Source organism: Variovorax sp. Root473 (genome assembly GCF_001426505.1).
In the GTDB taxonomy this organism is placed as follows: domain Bacteria; phylum Pseudomonadota; class Gammaproteobacteria; order Burkholderiales; family Burkholderiaceae_C; genus Variovorax.
Window position 1 is genome coordinate 41,460 of the sequence record NZ_LMEV01000017.1, and the last position, 16,922, is coordinate 58,381.

At 69.1% G+C, this 16,922-nt stretch carries 17 protein-coding genes; 9 read left to right on the forward strand and 8 right to left on the reverse strand.

From position 1 onward, the window contains the following. Positions 1-3 precede the first annotated feature (3 nt). Genes ASD34_RS13415 through ASD34_RS13425 form a run of 3 tightly spaced genes read left to right on the forward strand, consistent with a single transcriptional unit; the run spans position 4 to position 3,431 of the window. Positions 4-1,617 (forward strand): gamma-glutamyltransferase family protein, encoded by a 1,614-nt coding sequence (locus ASD34_RS13415; protein ID WP_056578170.1) that lies wholly within the window; start codon positions 4-6, stop codon positions 1,615-1,617. 21 nt (positions 1,618-1,638) lie between these two features. Further along, complete coding sequence (locus tag ASD34_RS13420) at positions 1,639-2,592, forward strand: DMT family transporter (RefSeq protein WP_056578172.1); 954 nt, start codon at positions 1,639-1,641, stop codon at positions 2,590-2,592. Between the two features lie 47 nt (positions 2,593-2,639). Next, on the forward strand, positions 2,640-3,431 hold the full coding sequence (locus tag ASD34_RS13425; protein WP_056578174.1) for an SDR family oxidoreductase: 792 nt from the start codon (positions 2,640-2,642) through the stop codon (positions 3,429-3,431). A gap of 103 nt (positions 3,432-3,534) precedes the next feature. Here ASD34_RS13425 and ASD34_RS13430 read toward each other — a convergent pair whose 3' ends face one another. After that, positions 3,535-4,446, reverse strand: a complete 912-nt coding sequence (locus tag ASD34_RS13430) for a DMT family transporter (protein ID WP_056578176.1) — start codon at positions 4,444-4,446, stop codon at positions 3,535-3,537. Between the two features lie 120 nt (positions 4,447-4,566). Between ASD34_RS13430 and ASD34_RS13435 the strand changes: the two genes are divergently transcribed. Further along, positions 4,567-5,553, forward strand: a complete 987-nt coding sequence (locus ASD34_RS13435; protein ID WP_082548663.1) for a quinone oxidoreductase family protein — start codon at positions 4,567-4,569, stop codon at positions 5,551-5,553. Positions 5,554-5,677: 124 nt separating this feature from the next. Further along, positions 5,678-6,103, forward strand: a complete 426-nt coding sequence (locus ASD34_RS13440; RefSeq protein ID WP_056578178.1) for a response regulator — start codon at positions 5,678-5,680, stop codon at positions 6,101-6,103. Here the strand turns inward: ASD34_RS13440 and ASD34_RS13445 are convergent. Next, positions 6,060-6,986: a LysR family transcriptional regulator gene (locus ASD34_RS13445; RefSeq protein ID WP_056578180.1), complete on the reverse strand. Its 927-nt coding sequence runs from the start codon at positions 6,984-6,986 to the stop codon at positions 6,060-6,062. The two genes, ASD34_RS13440 and ASD34_RS13445, sit on opposite strands and share 44 nt — an antisense overlap. Positions 6,987-7,056: 70 nt before the next feature. Here ASD34_RS13445 and ASD34_RS13450 point away from each other — a divergent pair, with 70 nt between their 5' ends. Further along, on the forward strand, positions 7,057-8,064 hold the full coding sequence (locus ASD34_RS13450; protein WP_056582313.1) for a bile acid:sodium symporter family protein: 1,008 nt from the start codon (positions 7,057-7,059) through the stop codon (positions 8,062-8,064). A gap of 30 nt (positions 8,065-8,094) precedes the next feature. On the opposite strand, the gene ASD34_RS13455 is transcribed toward ASD34_RS13450, so the two are convergent. Beyond that, entirely contained in the window at positions 8,095-9,060 is a 966-nt protein-coding gene (locus ASD34_RS13455; RefSeq protein ID WP_056578182.1) for a LysR family transcriptional regulator, read from the reverse strand. A gap of 148 nt (positions 9,061-9,208) precedes the next feature. Here ASD34_RS13455 and ASD34_RS13460 point away from each other — a divergent pair, with 148 nt between their 5' ends. Next, positions 9,209-10,087 (forward strand): pirin family protein, encoded by an 879-nt coding sequence (locus tag ASD34_RS13460; protein WP_056578183.1) that lies wholly within the window; start codon positions 9,209-9,211, stop codon positions 10,085-10,087. A gap of 28 nt (positions 10,088-10,115) precedes the next feature. Here ASD34_RS13460 and ureG read toward each other — a convergent pair whose 3' ends face one another. The 3 genes from ureG to ureE form a co-directional block, all read right to left on the reverse strand. Then, the gene (gene ureG / locus ASD34_RS13465; RefSeq protein WP_056578185.1) at positions 10,116-10,766 is read right to left on the reverse strand and encodes an urease accessory protein UreG; all 651 of its coding nucleotides are present in this window, start codon (positions 10,764-10,766) and stop codon (positions 10,116-10,118) included. A 21-nt stretch (positions 10,767-10,787) separates the two neighbouring features. Then, positions 10,788-11,459: an urease accessory protein UreF gene (locus ASD34_RS13470; protein ID WP_056578187.1), complete on the reverse strand. Its 672-nt coding sequence runs from the start codon at positions 11,457-11,459 to the stop codon at positions 10,788-10,790. 141 nt (positions 11,460-11,600) lie between these two features. Further along, positions 11,601-12,185: an urease accessory protein UreE gene (ureE, locus tag ASD34_RS13475; protein ID WP_056578189.1), complete on the reverse strand. Its 585-nt coding sequence runs from the start codon at positions 12,183-12,185 to the stop codon at positions 11,601-11,603. Between the two features lie 184 nt (positions 12,186-12,369). On the opposite strand from ureE, the gene ASD34_RS13480 reads away from it, so the two are divergent. Together ASD34_RS13480 and ASD34_RS13485 are read left to right on the forward strand one after the other, a co-directional pair. After that, positions 12,370-13,308: a helix-turn-helix domain-containing protein gene (locus ASD34_RS13480; protein ID WP_056578191.1), complete on the forward strand. Its 939-nt coding sequence runs from the start codon at positions 12,370-12,372 to the stop codon at positions 13,306-13,308. 151 nt (positions 13,309-13,459) lie between these two features. Continuing rightward, positions 13,460-14,860, forward strand: a complete 1,401-nt coding sequence (locus ASD34_RS13485) for an amidase (RefSeq protein WP_056578193.1) — start codon at positions 13,460-13,462, stop codon at positions 14,858-14,860. Between the two features lie 30 nt (positions 14,861-14,890). Here the strand turns inward: ASD34_RS13485 and ureC are convergent, their stop codons facing one another. Both ureC and ASD34_RS13495 read right to left on the reverse strand, forming a co-directional pair. Beyond that, complete coding sequence (gene ureC, locus ASD34_RS13490) at positions 14,891-16,609, reverse strand: urease subunit alpha (protein WP_056578195.1); 1,719 nt, start codon at positions 16,607-16,609, stop codon at positions 14,891-14,893. A gap of 2 nt (positions 16,610-16,611) precedes the next feature. Then, positions 16,612-16,917: an urease subunit beta gene (locus ASD34_RS13495; protein WP_056578197.1), complete on the reverse strand. Its 306-nt coding sequence runs from the start codon at positions 16,915-16,917 to the stop codon at positions 16,612-16,614. Positions 16,918-16,922 lie beyond the last annotated feature (5 nt).

The window sequence follows — 16,922 nt, forward strand, 5'->3', positions numbered from 1 at the left end:
GACATGAACTTCGACTTCAACAATCCCTACCTCTCGACCCGCCTCCCGGTCTTCGCGCGCAACGTGGTCGCCACGTCGCACCCGCTGGCCGCGCAGGCCGGCCTGCGCATCCTGCAGCAGGGCGGCAACGCGGTCGATGCGGCCATTGCCACGGCCGCGGTGATGACGCTGGTCGAGCCCGTGAGCAACGGCCTGGGCAGCGACGCCTTCTGCATCCTGTGGGACGGCAAGGAGTTGCACGGCCTCAACGCCTCGGGCCCCGCGCCGAAGGCCTGGACGCCCGACTACTTCAAGGCCAAGTACGGCGCCGACGCGGCCACGCCGCCGATGCGCGGCATCGACTCGGTCACCGTGCCGGGCGCGGTGCGCGGCTGGGTCGCGATGAGCGACCGCTTCGGCAAGCTGCCCTTTGCCGACCTGATGGCGCCTGCCATCGACATCGCGGAGCGCGGCTACCTCGTGCCACCGGTGGTGCAGGGCAAGTGGGCGGCAGCCACGCCGTTGCTGCAGTCGCAGCCGGGCTTTGCCCAGGCCTTCCTGCCCTGGGGCCGCGCGCCCGAGATCGGCGAGCTGTTCCGCTTCACCGCGGCGGCACGCGCGCTCAAGGCCATTGCCCGCACCAAGGGCGAGGCCTACTACAACGGCGAGATCGCCGAGGCGATCGCCAAGTTCTCGAAGGAGCAAGGCGGCGCGCTCACCGTGGCGGACATGGCGGCCTACCAGCCCGAGTGGGTCAAGCCCATCTCGCGCGACTACCGCGGCCACACGCTGCACGAGATCCCGCCGAACGGCCAGGGCATTGCGGCGCTGATCGCGCTGGGCATCCTCGAGAAATTCGACATCGCCTCGCTGCCGGTCGACTCGGTGCAGTCGCAGCATCTGCAGATCGAGGCCATGAAGCTGGCCTTTGCCGACGTGTACCGCTACGTGTCGGAGCCATCGTCGATGACGGTGACCCCCGCGCAAATGCTCGATGACGCGTACCTGGCTTCGCGTGCGAGACTCATCGACGTGAACAAGGCGCAGGACTTCAAGGCCGGCAACCCGGTCAAGGGCGGCACCATCTACCTCACCGCGGCGGACGAGAGCGGCATGATGGTGAGCTTCATCCAGAGCAACTACATGGGCTTCGGCTCGGGCTGCGTCGAGCCGGAATTCGGCATCAGCCTGCAGAACCGCGGCCACGGCTTCAGCCTCAAGGCCGAGAGCCCGAATGTGGTGGCACCGGGCAAGCGCCCGTTCCACACCATCATCCCGGCCTTCCTCACCAAGGACGGCCAGCCGGTGATGAGCTTCGGCGTGATGGGCGGCAACATGCAGCCGCAGGGCCACATGCAGACGCTGGTGCGCATGCTCGACTACGGCCAGGCGCCGCAGACCGCCTGCGATGCGCCGCGCTGGCGCTTCAACGCTGGGCTCGAGATCAACGTCGAAGCCGCGATGAAAGCCGAGACGGTGCAGGGCCTGCGCGACCTGGGCCATCACCTGGATGTGATCAACGACTCTTACCAGGACTTCGGCGCCGGCCAGTTCATCTGGCGCGCGGGCGAGCCGTCGGTCGAAGGCTACGTCGCGGCCAGTGACCCGCGCCGCGACGGCCTCGCTGCAGGCTACTGAGGATCAAGGGATGATCGGGGGATGAACAAAGCAGCCGCATCGGCCGGCATTCCCCCGCACGGACACGAGGCCGCCCGCAAGGGCTACGTCACCGGCCTCGTCCTTGCCACGCTGGGCGCCATCGCGTTCAGCGGCAAGGCCATCATCGTCAAGCTCGCGTACCGCTACGGCGTCGACGCCATCACGCTCATCATGCTGCGCATGCTCTTCGCGCTGCCGCTGTTCGCGCTGATGGCGTGGTGGGCCGGCCGCGGCAAGCCCGCGCTCACGACGCGCGACTGGCTTGGCATCCTGGGGCTCGGTTTTTCGGGCTACTACCTTGCGAGCTTTCTCGACTTTGCCGGGCTGGCCTACATCTCGGCCAGCTTCGAGCGCCTGATCCTGTACCTCAACCCCACGCTGGTGCTGTTCTTCGGCTGGCTGCTGTACCGGCGCCGCCCGACGCGCCCGCAGGTGATCGGCATGGTCGTGAGCTACGCTGGCGTGCTGCTGGTGTTTGGCCACGAACTGTGGACCGGCGGCGACGGCAAGGGCGGCGGCGCGGCGGCATGGGGCGCGTTCCTCGTGTTCCTGAGCGCGGTGAGCTATGCGGGCTACCTCGTGTACAGCGGTGAATTCGTCAAGCGCCTGGGCTCGCTGCGGCTCGTGGGGCTGGCCACCACCGTGGCCTGCCTGTTGTGCATCCTGCAGTTCGTGCTCACGCGGCCGATGAGCGCGGCGATGGCGGTCGCACCCGAGGTGGTCTGGCTGTCGGTGCTCAACGCCACGCTGTGCACCGCTGTGCCTGTCCTCATGGTGATGATGGCCATCGAGCGCATCGGGCCCGCCATTGCAGCGCAAACCGGCATGATCGGGCCCCTGTCGACCATCCTCATGGGGGTGGTCATACTGGGTGAGCCGTTCACCGCGTGGATCGCGGCCGGCACGGTGCTCGTCATCGCGGGCATCTTCGTTTTCACACGCAAGGGGCGGTAGCCGTCCCTGCACGATCAATCAATCCATCGATCGACTGGAGCAAACACATGGATCTGGGCATTGCAGGCAAGACCGCGCTGGTGTGCGGCGCGAGCAAGGGGTTGGGCTACGGCTGCGCCGAGGCGCTGGTGCGCGAGGGCGTCAACGTGGTGATCGTGGCGCGCGGCGCCGAGGCGCTCGACGCAGCGGCGAAGAAGCTCACCGAAGCGGCCGGCCCGTCGGGTCCGTTCGTCAAGCCCGTGGCGGCCGACATCACCACCGAAGCCGGCCGCGCGGCCGTGTTCGCGCTGGGCCATGACTTCGACATCGTCGTCACCAACGCCGGCGGCCCGCCGCCCGGCGACTTCCGCAACTGGGACCGCGAGGCGTGGATCAAGGCGGTCGACGCCAACATGCTCACGCCCATCGAGCTCATCAAGGCCACGGTCGATGGCATGGCCCAGCGCGGCTTCGGTCGCATCGTCAACATCACGTCGAGCTCGGTGAAGTCGCCGATCGACATCCTGGGCCTGTCGAACGGCGCGCGCAGCGGCCTCACGGGCTTCGTGGCCGGCGTGGCGCGCACGTCGGTGGCGGCGCAGGGCGTGACCATCAACAACCTGCTGCCGGGCTCCTTCGAGACCGACCGCCTCAAGGGCACGATGGCCGGCGCGGCGCAGAAGTCGGGCCAGGATTTCGACACCGTGTGGGAAGCGCGCAAGAAGAACATTCCGGCCAAGCGCTTCGGCAACCCGGCGGAGTTCGGCGCGATCTGCGCGTTCCTGTGCAGCATGCAGGCTGGCTACATGACTGGGCAAAACGTGCTCGCCGACGGCGGCGCCTACCCCGGCACTTACTAAGCTCGCCCCCAGGCTTCGCGCACTTCGTGTCGCTTCGCCAACCCCCTACCGGGGGCAACACCTGAGGCCCGGCAAAGCCNCGCTTGAAGGAACCGCCTCGTTCTCAGCGCCGCGAGGACACCACGATCCCGCCGACGATCAGCACGAAGGCGGCGCCGTGGTACCAGTGCGGCGCCTCGCCCAGGAAGGCCGCCGACAGCACGGCCGCGAACAGCGGCGTGAGGTTCATGAAGATGCTCGCCGCCTGCGGGCCCGCGCGCTGCACGCCGGTGCCCCAGCAGCGGTAGGCCAGCACGGCGGGGCCGATGCCGATGAACAGCATCGCTGCAATGAGGGGCCAGCCCAGGTCGATGTGGGCGTCGGTCAGCGTCCATTCGCCGGCGGCCAGCGCACCCGACCATGCGAGGCCGAACACCAGCTGCGCCATCAGGAAGGCGGCCCAGTCGCCGCGCACGTCGGCGGGTTCGTGCGTGCGCGCGAGCAACCAGCTGTAGAAGGCCCAGGCGATGGTGCCCACGATCATGTAGAGGTCGCCCGGCACCAGCCGCAGCGCCAGCAGCTGTTGCCACTCGCCGCGGCTCAGGACCAGCAGCACGCCGAGCATCGACAGCAGCGCGCCGCCCACCGTGCGCCGGCTGGCGCGCGCGCCGAAGCACAGCGTGCCCACGGCCAGCATCCACAGCGGCAGGCTCGAGCCCACCAGCGTGACGTTGATCGGCGTGGAAGTCTGCAGCGCCAGGTACTGGAACGCGTTGTACAGGCCGATGCCCAGCAAGCCCAGCAGCGCGTAGCGCTTCCAGTGCGCCCACAGCGGGCTGCTTCGCCGCAGCACCCACGCCGCCAGCGGCAGCAGCAGCACGAACGCGATCACCCAGCGCACGAAGTTCAGCGTCAGCGGCGACACCAGCGCGCGCACCAGGCGGCCGACCACGGCATTGCCGGCCCACAGCAGCGGCGGCACGGTGAGCAGAAGGGCGGTGAGGGGCGTGAGGCGGTGATGCGATGCGGAAGACATGGCCGCCGACTCTACCGGGGCCGCGACGTGTCCGCTCTTCACCCGGTGTGCGTCGTGAAAATCCCAAACGTGGCACGATGCCCGTCCCATTCTTTTTTCCCCTGCGTGGAGACAGCAACGATGTTGAGCAAAGCCGTCCGTATCGACCGCCATGGCGGTCCCGAGGAACTGAAGGTCGTCGAGGTCGAGGTGGGCGAGCCCGGCCCCGGCGAGATCCGCATCCGTCACAAGGCCGTGGGCCTGAACTTCATCGACACCTACCAGCGCACCGGCCTGTACCCGTTCCAGATGCCGTTGCAGCTGGGCATGGAGGCCTCGGGCATCGTCGAGGCGGTGGGCGAGGGCGTGACGCACCTGAAGGTGGGTGACCGCGCCGCCTACGCGAGCCAGCCGCCGGGCGCGTATTGCGAGCTGCGCGTGATGCCCGCCAGGTGCGTGTGCAGGCTGCCCGACGACATCTCCTTCGAGACCGGCGCGGCCATGATGCTCAAGGGCCTCACCGCGCAGTACCTGCTGAAGAAGACGCTGCCGGCCGAAGGCCTGCAGCCCGGCGACTTCGTGCTGTTCCATGCGGCGGCGGGCGGCGTGGGCCTCATCGCGTGCCAGTGGGCCAAGGCGCTCGGCCTGCAGCTCATCGGCACGGCCGGCAGCGATGCCAAGTGCCAGCTCGCGCTGGCGCACGGCGCGGCGCACGCCATCAACTACAGCACAGAGAACTTCGCGGCACGCGTGAAGGAAATCACCGGTGGCCAGGGTGTGAAGGTGGTGTACGACTCGGTGGGCAAGGACACCTTCGAAGGCTCCGTCGACAGCCTGCGCCCCTTCGGCCTGCTCGCGATCTTCGGCAACGGCTCGGGCCCGGTGCCGCCGGTCAGCCTCGGCCTGCTGGCCTCGAAGGGTTCGCTCTACGTGACGCGTCCGACGCTGTTCACGCACATCGCCACGCGCGAGCGCACGCAGGCCATGGCCGACGACCTCTTCGCGGTGGTGCAAAGCGGCGCGGTGAAGATACCCATCGACCAGCGCTACGCACTGGCCGACGTGCAGCAGGCGCACCGCGACCTCGAGGCGCGCAAGACCACGGGCTGCACGATCCTCACGCTCTGAGCCGGGCGGGGCGGGCCGGCGGGTGATGTCCTACGCGCGGTGGGGTGTCACACCTTCGACGTGTGGCGGGGGCACTTTGTAGCCTCACTCGTCCCTTGTGCAGCCCCGTTGCAGAGCCCCGTCCATGACCACCGTCCGCGCCTTCATCGTCGAAGACAACCCCGCCTTGCGCGCGAGCCTGACCGGCACACTGCGCGAGATGGCGCGCATCGATCCGGTCGGCCAGGCCGAGTCGGAGGCCGAGGGCACGCGCTGGCTCACGCACAACCCGGCGCTCTGGGACCTGGCCATCGTCGACCTGTTCCTGGGCGACGGCACCGGCTACGGCCTGCTGCAGGCCTGCCGCAACCGCGATCCGAAACAGAAGATCGTGGTGCTCAGCAATCACGCCACGCCCGAGACGCGCCGCAAGTGCGCGCAGCTCGGCGCCGACGCGGTGTTCGACAAGGCCACCGAGGTCGAGGACCTGATCGACTACTGCGTGCGCCAGCGGCAGGAGCGCTTCTTCAGCGTGCCTTTGCCGTTGAAGAAGCCGGTGGCGCCTCACTGAGGGCTGCCGTCTCGCGCACCATGCGCCAGACCCGCTGCGCCAGCGGCGACAGTTCGCGGTTGCGGCGCCGGATCAGCATGATCGCGCGCTGCACGTTCGGCACCAGCGGACGAACCACCAGCCGCGCCAGCCCCTCTGGCGGCAGCGAGAGCCCCGGCATCACGCTGATGCCGATGCCGGCCTCGACCATGCGAAACACGGTGGTCGCATGGCCCAGCTGCTGCTTCACGTCGCAGTGTGCGCCGTGCCGCTCCAGCGCCTGGTCGATGAGGCGCCGGCTGCCCGACGCGTGATCGAGAAGCACCAGCGGCTGACCGTCAAGCGCGGACCAGTTCACCGACGCCTTCTGCGTCAGCCGATGGCCCGGCAGCGTCACCACCATGAAGGGGTCGGCCAGGATCGATTCGCAGTGCAGATCCTCGGCTTCGGAGGGCTCGATCACCACACCGAAATCGACCTCGCCGCTGCGCACGCTGTCCAGCACGTCCTGCTGGATGCGGTCGAGCAGCAGGAACTGGATGCCCGGCGCCTGCACCGCGCAGGCGGCGATGCAGTCGGGCATGAGGTTGGCCGAGAGCGTGGGGCTGCTCGCCACGCGCACCTTGCCGCCGCGCGCACTGGCCAGGCCCGCCACGTCCTGCAAGGTCTGGTCGAGTTCGTCGAGCACCCGGTCGAGCCGGGCCGCGAACGACTGGCCAGCGTCGGTCAGCACCACCTCGCGCGTCGTGCGGTCGAGCAGCTTGAGGCCCAGCTGGGCTTCGAGCTCCGAGATCGACCGGCTCACCGCCGGCTGGCTCAGGCCCACCTGGTCGCCGGCGCGGCTGAAGTTGCGGCCCTCGGCCACGCAGCGGAAGACGCGAAGTTGGCGAAGTGTGACGTTCATGCGCTCAAATCATATATCCATCCGATAAATCCATTTCTCTTTTGAATGGCCGGAAGGTCCAATGCAGGCCATGGCACGTTCACGCTTTCTCCCCGACAACTTCACGATCGCGCTCGTCGTGGTCGTCGCCTTGGCCAGCCTGCTGCCCGCAAGCGGGCGCGTGGCGCATTTCTTCGAGGGCCTGACCACGGTCGCGATCGGGCTGCTGTTCTTCCTGCACGGCGCCAAGCTGTCGCGCGAGGCGATCCTCGCGGGCATCATGCATTGGCGGCTGCACCTGCTCGTGTTCGCCTGCACCTTCGTGATGTTCCCGCTGCTGGGGCTCGCGCTGCGCCCGGCGCTGGCGCCGCTGGTGACGCCGCAGCTCTACACGGGCGTGCTGTTTCTCTGCGTGCTGCCGGCGACGGTGCAGTCGGCCATTGCCTTCACGGCGATGGCGCGGGGGAACATGCCGGCGGCGATCTGCAGCGCGTCGGCCTCGACCTTGCTGGGCGTGTTCATCACGCCGGTGCTGGTGAGCCTGGTGGTCTTGCCTGAAGGCGGCGCGGTGGCGTCGTCTTCGTCGCTCGACGCGATCGGGCGCATCCTGCTGCAGCTGCTGGTGCCCTTCGTCATCGGGCACCTGTCGCGCCCGGTGATCGGCAAGTGGATCCAGAAGCGCGCCGCGGTGCTGAAGTTCGTGGACCAGGGCTCGATCCTGCTGGTGGTCTACACGGCGTTCAGCGCGGCGGTGATCGAAGGGCTCTGGAAGCAGATCCCTGTGAGCGCGTTGCTCGGCCTGCTGCTGGTGTGCGGCGTGCTGCTGGCGCTCGCGCTGGGGCTCACGACCTTCATGGCGCGGCGCTTCGGCTTCAACGTCGAGGACGAGACCACCATTGTCTTCTGCGGCTCGAAGAAGAGCCTGGCCAGCGGGATTCCGATGGCGAAGGTGCTGTTCGCCTCGCACGCCGTGGGTGCGATCGTGCTGCCGCTGATGCTGTTCCACCAGATGCAGCTGATGGTCTGCGCGGTGCTGGCGCAGCGCTATGCGCGGCGCACTGCCGCAGCCACCGCATCCGCGTTGCGCACGGCCGAGTAATTTTTCCGGCGAGGCCCGGCAGGCCCGGGCTCAGTCGACCGAGGTGTGCGTCGGTCCCGAAGCAGCCGGGGGAGCCGACATACCCGCAAGTTCGAGGACTTCGAGCGCCGCGTACTCCTCCGCCAGGAAATCCATCAGCTTGCGCACCGACGGCAGCAGGCCGCGGCGCGACGGGAACACCGCATGCACGATGCCGCTGCGCGGCGCCCATTGAGGCAGCGCATCGACCAGGCGGCCGGCCTGCAGGTCGTCGCGCACCATCATCGTCGGCATCTTGGCCACGCCCACGCCCTGCAAGGCGGCATGCCGCAGCGCGGCCATGTCGTCGGTCACCAGGCGGGGTCGGTGGCGCACCTCGGCGCTCGCGCCGTCGGGGCCTTCGAGCGACCAGGTGTGGTGCGGCTGGGCCGGGCCGAGGTCCAGGCTGGGCAGCAGGCCGATGTCGGCCGGGCTGGCCGGCGCCGTCAGGCCTTCGAGCAGCCGCGGGTGGGCCACCAGCCGCTGCGTGCTGTGGCCGAGCACCTTCATCACCAGGTCGGTGTCTTCGAGCGGTGGAAAGCGCACGCGCAGCGCGAGGTCGAAGCCCTCGCGGATCACGTCGACGCGGCGGTTGGTGCTCTCGAGTTGAACCGTCACGCGCGGGCATTCGGTCATGAACCGCGCGAGCATCTCGGCCACCTGGTAGTCCACCAGCGCCGGCGGGCACGACAGCCGCACCAACCCCTGCGGCTGGGCCTGCAGGCGGTCGATGGCCTCCTGCGCGGCGTCGGCCTCGACCAGCATGGCCACGCAGTGCTCGTAGTACTGGCGGCCGATGTCGGTGACGCTGAAGCGGCGCGTGGAGCGCTGGATGAGGCGCACGCCCAACCGCTCTTCGAGCAGCGCGATGCGCCGGCTCAGGCTCGACTTGGGCACGCTGAGCGCGCGGCCGGCCGGGGCAAAGCCGCCGTGGTCGACCACCTGGGCGTAGTAGTAGAGGTCGTTCAGGTCGCGCATGGCTGGGGCCCTCCGTGCCGTTGATCGTTCGCCAGATGGAACGATGAGGGCGAATTCTGGCATCTACTCAAGGCATCGTTGCGGCCCCATCCTTGATCGATGGCTTTCCCGTTCCGGGTGAGCCGCCAGATGGAAAGGAACACAGACCATGAAGAAGATCCTCGGCACCTACAGCGCACCGCGCCCGCACTGGGTGGGCGACGGTTTTCCCGTGCGCTCGCTGTTCAGCTACGACACGCTGGGCCGCCACGCCAGCCCCTTTTTGCTGCTGGACTACGCCGGCCCGGCCCAGTTCACGCCGACCGATCAGCCGCGCGGCGTGGGCCAGCACCCGCACCGCGGCTTCGAGACCGTGACCATCGTCTACAAGGGCGAGGTGTCGCACCGCGACTCGACCGGGCAGGGCGGCACCATCGGCCCCGGCGACGTGCAGTGGATGACCGCGGGCGCGGGCATCCTGCACGAGGAGTTCCATTCCGAAGCGTTCACGCGCGACGGCGGCGAGCTGGAGATGGTGCAGCTGTGGGTCAACCTGCCCGCCAAGGACAAGATGGCCACGCCCGGCTACCAGGCCATCGTCGATGCGCAGATTCCGTCGGTGCCGCTGCCAGAAGGTGCGGGCAGCGTGCGCGTGATTGCAGGCGACTACCTTGGCAACAAGGGACCGGCCCGCACCTTCACGCCCATCAACGTGTGGGACCTGCGCCTGAACCCGGGTGCACTGGTGACGCTGCCGGTGCCCGAAGGCCATGCCGCCGCCATCGTGGTGCTGCGCGGCACGGTGCAGGTGAACGGGGAGGCGGTCGTGCGCGACGCGCAGATGGTGCTGCTCGACCGCGCGGGCGATGCGCTGACGCTGGACGCCAACAACGACGCGGTGGTGCTGCTGCTCAGCGGCGAGCCGATCGACGAACCCATCGTCGGCCACGGCCCGTTCGTGATGAACACGCGCGACGAGATCGTGCAGGCGATGCAGGACTTCGGCAGCGGGAAGTTCGGGCAGATGCCGGAGGCTGCGGCGCACTGAGCGGCCGCCGCCGCCTTGATTGAAAAAATCAGGCGGCGGTGAGCATGCCGCGTTCTTCGATGAAGGCGACCACCTCGGCGACGCCTGTGAGCGTCTTGAGGTTGGTCATCACGTAGGGGCGCTGGCGGCGCATGCGCTGGGTGTCCTGTTCCATCACGTCGAGGTTCGCGCCGACATAAGGCGCGAGGTCGGTCTTGTTGATGACGAACAGGTCGCTCTTGGTGATGCCGGGGCCGCCCTTGCGCGGGATCTTTTCGCCGGCGGCCACATCGATCACGTAGATGGTGAGGTCCGACAGCTCGGGGCTGAAGGTGGCCGCGAGGTTGTCGCCGCCCGACTCGACGAACACGATGTCGGCGTCGGGAAAGTCCTCGAGCATGCGGTCGATGGCTTCGAGGTTGATCGACGCGTCTTCGCGGATCGCGGTGTGCGGGCAGCCGCCGGTTTCCACGCCCATGATGCGTTCGGCCGGCAGCGCGCCGGCCACGGTGAGCAGGCGCTGGTCTTCCTTGGTGTAGATGTCGTTGGTGATGGCGACCAGGTCGTATTGGTCTCGCATCGCCTTGCAGAGCATTTCGAGCAGCGTGGTCTTTCCCGAGCCGACGGGGCCGCCGATGCCCACGCGCAGCGGCGGGAGCTTCTTGGTGCGGTTCGGAATGTGGTGCAGGGCGGAGGTCATGGGCGGAAAGGTCCGGTTCGGTCAGCTTCGAAAGAGGCGGGAATATTGTGTTTCATGGCGGGCCGACAACACCGCCAGCAGGGGCGCGAAGGCCTGGCGCTCGTCGTCGCTCAGGTGCATCGCACGGTCGACGGCCGCAGGGATTTCGTTCGCCAGCCGCGCGAGGATGCGCTGGCCCGCGCTCTGGCCCAGTGGCACGGCCTTGACGGCGGCGGCGACCATGTTCTCGGCCCAGCCGAAGGCGAAGGCCAGGCAGCCGTCTTGCACGGTGGCTTCGGTGCGGCTGGCCGCGAACGCAAAGGCCACGGGGTAGGTCGCGGGCAGGCCGGCGAAGACCTCGGCCGTGTCGGCATGGTGCAGCTTCAGCCACTCGACGAAGGAGCGGCCCATCTGCTCGGTCTGCAGGAAGAATTCGGCGGATTCGCGGGTGTGCAGCACCCAGTCGTTGAGGGTGCGGATGCGTTGTGCGTCGTTCGCGCGCCAGGCGGTGATCGCCTGGGCGGCCAGGGCGAGGTCGCCGCGCGCGAAGCTCAGGTGCAGCTGGTCGGAGAGCCACTCGGTGGCGCTGGCTTCGGCGTCGATGCCGGCCCATTCGACTGCGGCCTCGATGCCCTCGGAGTACGAGAAGCCTCCCACGGGCAGGGCGGGGGAGGCGAGCCAGATGAGCTGGAGGAGGCTGTGCGGGGGGGGCATTCTTGCGCTGTGGTTCAGGGCGCGTGCGCAGGCCACCGGGTACTTCCCTCCGCGAATGTCCCCCGGGGCTTCGCCCCTCCTCCTTGATTTCGCTGCGGGAAGCACCCAGTGTCCTGCGCACGGGAAGGGCGATGGGTCATTTCAGTGTGAGTGGCCGTGATCGTCGTCGAGCAGTTCGGGGGCGAGCACGAGGGGCTTCGGGCCGCTCTTGACGTGGGAATGCCCGTGGTCGTGGTCGTGGTCGTGACTGTGGCCGCCATGCGAGTGCCCCTGCGATCCGTACGCGCCGCCTTCGGGTTCGAAGGCTTCCTCGACCGCGACGACGATCAGATGCATCGAGCGCAGCATGTCGGCCAGCACGTGGTCGGGTTCGATCTTCAGGTGGTCGGGCTTGAGCTCGATCGGCACATGCCGGTTGCCCAGGTGATAGGCCGCGCGCGTCAGGTCGAACGGCGTGCCGTGCGCCGTGCAGTGCGTGATGCGCAGCACCGGCTGCGGCGCCGCGATCACGCGCACCAGCGAGCCGTCTTCCGCGACCAGCACGTCGCCGCCGCGCACCGCGGTGCCGCGCGGCAGGAAGATGCCGATCTGCCGGCCCTGCGAGTCGGTGGCGTCGAAACGGCTTTTCTGGCGCACGTCCCAGTCGAGTTCGATGGTGGCGGCACGCTTGAGCAGCACGGGCGCGAGACCGCGGCCCTGGGGCATGAGTTTGTTGGCGGTGAGCATGGCGGGTTGCGGGGTCGGATGAGGCCGATGAATGTAGCGCCTCTTGCAGCCCTGTTCGGCGTGGTGTCCCAAGCCCGTCGGCGAGGCCAACGTGCAGGGAACGGGCTTTCCTCCGTTAGCAAATATCGGGCCTTGTGGACTCGGGGGCTTGCCTGCGCGCCCCATCCGCCCCAGCATCCGCCTCATGAACAGCCTGGCCTACCTGACGACCGACGTCGCCACCCCGCTGCGTTTCGACTACTGGCACGACGTCGTGTGCCGTCACTGCATTCCCGCGGCCAGTCGCACGATGACGGCCGAGCCGTTCGAAGGGCGGCTCGACGTGCGCGAGGTGGGCGCGGTCAGCGTCAACCGCATGTCGGCGCCGATGCATCACTGGTCGCGCGACGCGCCCCACCTGCGCCGGCACCCCCTGGACGACCTGTGGCTGGCGTTCGTGCAGGAGGGCGAGGGCACCTTGGTGCAAGGCGGGCGGCAGGGGCGGCTGCGCAGCGGCGACATGCTGCTCTACGACGCCGGCCGGCCGTTCGAATGCACGATGGACGCGCGCTCGGTCTACCTGGCACGCATGCCGCGTCGGCTGCTGTTGCGGCGCTTCGCGAAGGCCGAAGATTTCACCGCGCGGCCCATCACCGCGGACCGACCCGGTGCGGCGCCGCTGCACGCGATGCTGCGGGAGACGGCGAATCCCGCCTTTGCGCAGCCGCATTCCGCCGCCGCCGAGCGCTTCGGCGGCGCGCTCATCGACCTGCTGGCCGTGACGCTCGAACTCCAGCAGGACATGGCTGGCGACGTCGGCGCCGAGCGCGGCCTGCACGCGCGCATGACGGCCTACATCGAGCGTCACCTGGACGATCCGGCGCTGTCGCTCGAGGCGCTGGCGCAGGCGCATCACGTGTCGGCGCGCACCGTGGCGCGGGCGTTTGCGCGCCGGGGCGAGACGGCGATGGGCGCGGTCTGGCAGGCGCGTCTCGAGGCCAGCCGCGACGCGCTGATGGGCGGGCGTTCGCACAGCGTGACCGACGTGGCGTTCCAGCACGGGTTTTCCGACCTGTCGCATTTCAGCCGGGTCTTCCGCAAGGCCTATGGCTGCGCGCCGCACACGCTGCTGAAGCCGCGCTGATCGCCGCGCGCGGGGTGTCCGCCCCAGCACAAGTGCATGTCCGGAAGAGACCAGCGCGGGCCGCCGCGCGCCGATAAGGTTCGCCCGGGGTGGCAGTGTCGCCACTTGGATTCGGACCTTCTTTTCAACCCTACACACGCGGGAGTCAGTCATGGCGGACACGGAATTGCATCATCTCGAACTGCTGGAAGTCGGCCGGCAGATCCAGTCACGCGAGCGCTCGTCGGAAGAAGTCACGCGCGCCATGCTCGCGCGCATCGAGGCCGTCGACGGCCGGCTGCGCAGCTACGCGACGCGCATGGACGCGCAGGCGCTCGACGAGGCGCGCCGCGCCGACACCGAGATCGCCGCCGGCCGTGCGCGCGGGCCGCTGCACGGCGTGCCGCTGGCCGTGAAAGATCTTCTGTGGACCGAAGGCGCGCCGAGCGCGCACGGCATGACGATCCACCAGTCGTTCCGCCCGACCGAAGATGCGACCGTGGTGCACCGCCTGCGTGAGGCCGGCGCGGTGATCCTGGGCAAGCTGCAGCAGACCGAAGGCGCCTTTGCAGACCACCATCCGCAGATCGCGCCGCCGGTCAACCCGTGGGACGCCGCGCTGTGGCCTGGCGTGTCGTCCAGCGGCTCGGGCGTGGCCACAGCGGCGGGGCTGTGCTTCGGCGCGCTGGGCACCGACACGGGCGGGTCGATCCGCTTTCCGTCGGCGGCCAACGGCATCACCGGCCTGAAGCCGACGTGGGGCCGGGTGAGCCGCCACGGCGCCTTCGAACTCGCCGCCTCACTGGATCACATCGGGCCCATGACGCGCAGCGCCGCCGATGCGGGCGCGATGCTGGCGGCCATTGCCGGCGCCGACCCGCGCGACCCGACGGCCAGCACGCTGCCGGTGCCCGACTACCTGGCGACGATGACGCGCGGCCTGGCCGGCCTGCGCGTGGGCATCGATCCCGCCTGGACGCTGGATCGCGTGGATGCCCCCACGCGCGCCACGCTGGCAGCGGCGATCCGCACGGTCGAATCGCTGGGCGCCGAGGTGCGCGAGGTGGTGTTTCCCGATCCGACGCAGGCCGTGCTCGACTGGTCGCCGCTGTGCGCGGTCGAAACCGCCGTGGCGCACGAGGCGACGTACCCGTCGCGGCGTGATGAGTACGGCCCGGGCCTGTCGGGGTTGATCGACCTGGGCCTGTCGCAGAGCGCCACCGACTACCAGAAGCTGCTGCTGCGCCGCGCCGATTTCACGGGCCGCGTGCGCGCGTTCTTCGAGCCGATCGACCTGCTGCTGATTCCGGCCATTCCCTTCGCGGCGCCGACGCTCGAACGCGCGGGCCAACTCGGCGTGGACCCGGAGCTGCTGGCCGGCATGCTGCGCTACACCTGCCCGTTCGACCTCACGGGCAGCCCCACGCTCACCTTGCCGGGCGGCGCCACCGAGGCGGGCGTGCCGGTGGCCTTCCAGTTCGTGGCGCCGCACTTCGGCGAAGACCTGCTGGTGCGCGCGGGCTGGGCGTTCCAGCGCGCGACCGACTGGCATCGCCGGCACCCGGGCGTGTGAGTCACCGCAGCATCCGCAGCGCGGCTTCGTTCAGAACAGGAAGTACCGCTGCGCCATCGGCAGCACCTTCGCCGGCTCGCAGGTGAGCAGGTGGCCGTCGGCGCGCACCGCGTAGGTCTGCGCGTCGATCTCCATCTTCGGCGTGTAGCCGTTGTGGATCAGGTCCTGCTTGCGCACGTTGCGGATGTTCTTCACCGCGCTCAGGTGCTTGGCTAAACCGTAGCGCTCCTTGACGCCCGCGGCCAGCCCGGCCTGCGAGACGAAGGTCAGCGAGCTCTTCGCGAGCGAGCCGCCGTAGGCGCCGAACATCGGCCGGAAGTGCACCGGCTGCGGCGTGGGAATCGACGCACTGGGGTCGCCCATCGCGGCCATCGCGATGGTGCCGCCCTTGATGATGGTGAAGGGCTTCACGCCGAAGAAGGCCGGCTTCCAGACCACGAGGTCGGCCCATTTGCCGACTTCGATGGAGCCCACCTCGTGCGCGATGCCGTGCGCGAGGGCCGGGTTGATCGTGTACTTGGCCACGTAGCGGCGCGCGCGGAAGTTGTCGTTGCGCTCGCTGTCTTCGGGCAGCGCGCCGCGCTGCTGCTTCATCTTGTGCGCGGTCTGCCAGGTGCGGATGACCACCTCGCCGACACGCCCCATCGCCTGGCTGTCGGAGCTGAACATGCTGATCGCGCCCAGGTCATGCAGCACGTCTTCGGCGGCGATGGTTTCCTTGCGGATGCGCGACTCGGCAAAGGCCAGGTCCTCGGCGATGCCGGCGTCGAGGTGGTGGCACACCATGAGCATGTCGACGTGCTCGTCGAGCGTGTTCACGGTGTAGGGCATCGTCGGGTTGGTCGACGAGGGCAAAAAGTTCGCCTCGCCCACCACGCGCAGGATGTCGGGCGCATGGCCGCCGCCCGCGCCCTCGGTGTGGAAGGCGCAGATGGCGCGCCCGCCCACGGCCGCGATGGTGTTCTCGACGAAGCCCGACTCGTTGAGCGTGTCGCTGTGGATCGCCACCTGCGTGTCGGTGGCGTCGGCCACGTCCAGGCAGTTGCTGATGGCCGCGGGCGTGGTGCCCCAGTCTTCGTGCAGCTTCAGGCCGATGACGCCGGCTTCGATCTGCTCGTGCAGCGCATCCGGCAGGCTCGCGTTGCCCTTGCCGAGGAAGCCCAGGTTCATCGGGAACGCGTCGGCCGCCTGCAGCATGCGTTCGATGTGCCAGGGGCCGGGCGTGGCGGTGGTCGCGAAGGTGCCGGTGGCCGGGCCGGTGCCGCCGCCGAGCATGGTCGTCACGCCCGAGGCCAGCGCCTCTTCGATCTGCTGCGGGCAGATGAAGTGGATGTGGCTGTCGATGCCGCCCGCGGTAACGATGGTGCCTTCGCAGCTGATGATCTCGGTGCCCGGGCCGATGACGATGTCCACGCCCGGCTGCACATCGGGGTTGCCGGCCTTGCCGATGGCGGCGATGCGGCCGTCCTTCAGGCCGATGTCGGCCTTCACGATGCCCCAGTGGTCGAGGATCAGCGCGTTGGTCATCACGGTGTCGACCGCCCCTTGCGTGCGTGTGCGCTGCGACTGGGCCATGCCGTCGCGAATCGTCTTGCCGCCGCCGAACTTCACCTCTTCGCCGTAGCCGCCGGCGCGCAGCGTGTAGTCGGCTTCCACCTCGATCAGCAGGTCGGTGTCCGCCAGGCGAACCCGGTCGCCCACGGTGGGGCCGAAGATTTCCGCATAGGCGCGTCGCCCGATGGTGGCCATGGTCAGAGCTTTCCTTGAACGAGGCCGCGAAAGCCGTAGACGATGCGATCGCCCGAGAAGTCGACCAGCTCGACCGTGCGTTGCTGGCCGGGCTCGAAGCGCACGGCGGCGCCCGAGGCGATGTTCAGGCGCATGCCGCGCGCGGCGGCGCGGTCGAAGTCGAGCGCGCCGTTGGTCTCGGCGAAGTGGTAGTGCGAGCCGACCTGGATCGGCCGGTCGGCCGTGTTGCGCACGACCAGCGTGAGCGCGCGGCGGCCGGGATTGAGCGTGTGCTCGCTGTCGCCAATGAGGAGTTCGCCGGGTGTCATGGGCG

Bases quoted from the DNA above. Each gene is read 5' to 3' on its own strand.
- ASD34_RS13415 (WP_056578170.1), top strand. From the start codon at position 4: ATGAACTTCGACTTCAACAATCCCTACCTCTCGACCCGCCTCCCGGTC.
- ASD34_RS13420 (WP_056578172.1), top strand. From the start codon at position 1,639: ATGAACAAAGCAGCCGCATCGGCCGGCATTCCCCCGCACGGACACGAG.
- ASD34_RS13425 (WP_056578174.1), top strand. From the start codon at position 2,640: ATGGATCTGGGCATTGCAGGCAAGACCGCGCTGGTGTGCGGCGCGAGC.
- ASD34_RS13430 (WP_056578176.1), bottom strand. From the start codon at position 4,446: ATGTCTTCCGCATCGCATCACCGCCTCACGCCCCTCACCGCCCTTCTG.
- ASD34_RS13435 (WP_082548663.1), top strand. From the start codon at position 4,567: ATGTTGAGCAAAGCCGTCCGTATCGACCGCCATGGCGGTCCCGAGGAA.
- ASD34_RS13440 (WP_056578178.1), top strand. From the start codon at position 5,678: ATGACCACCGTCCGCGCCTTCATCGTCGAAGACAACCCCGCCTTGCGC.
- ASD34_RS13445 (WP_056578180.1), bottom strand. From the start codon at position 6,986: ATGAACGTCACACTTCGCCAACTTCGCGTCTTCCGCTGCGTGGCCGAG.
- ASD34_RS13450 (WP_056582313.1), top strand. From the start codon at position 7,057: ATGGCACGTTCACGCTTTCTCCCCGACAACTTCACGATCGCGCTCGTC.
- ASD34_RS13455 (WP_056578182.1), bottom strand. From the start codon at position 9,060: ATGCGCGACCTGAACGACCTCTACTACTACGCCCAGGTGGTCGACCAC.
- ASD34_RS13460 (WP_056578183.1), top strand. From the start codon at position 9,209: ATGAAGAAGATCCTCGGCACCTACAGCGCACCGCGCCCGCACTGGGTG.
- ureG (WP_056578185.1), bottom strand. From the start codon at position 10,766: ATGACCTCCGCCCTGCACCACATTCCGAACCGCACCAAGAAGCTCCCG.
- ASD34_RS13470 (WP_056578187.1), bottom strand. From the start codon at position 11,459: ATGCCCCCCCCGCACAGCCTCCTCCAGCTCATCTGGCTCGCCTCCCCC.
- ureE (WP_056578189.1), bottom strand. From the start codon at position 12,185: ATGCTCACCGCCAACAAACTCATGCCCCAGGGCCGCGGTCTCGCGCCC.
- ASD34_RS13480 (WP_056578191.1), top strand. From the start codon at position 12,370: ATGAACAGCCTGGCCTACCTGACGACCGACGTCGCCACCCCGCTGCGT.
- ASD34_RS13485 (WP_056578193.1), top strand. From the start codon at position 13,460: ATGGCGGACACGGAATTGCATCATCTCGAACTGCTGGAAGTCGGCCGG.
- ureC (WP_056578195.1), bottom strand. From the start codon at position 16,609: ATGGCCACCATCGGGCGACGCGCCTATGCGGAAATCTTCGGCCCCACC.
- ASD34_RS13495 (WP_056578197.1), bottom strand. From the start codon at position 16,917: ATGACACCCGGCGAACTCCTCATTGGCGACAGCGAGCACACGCTCAAT.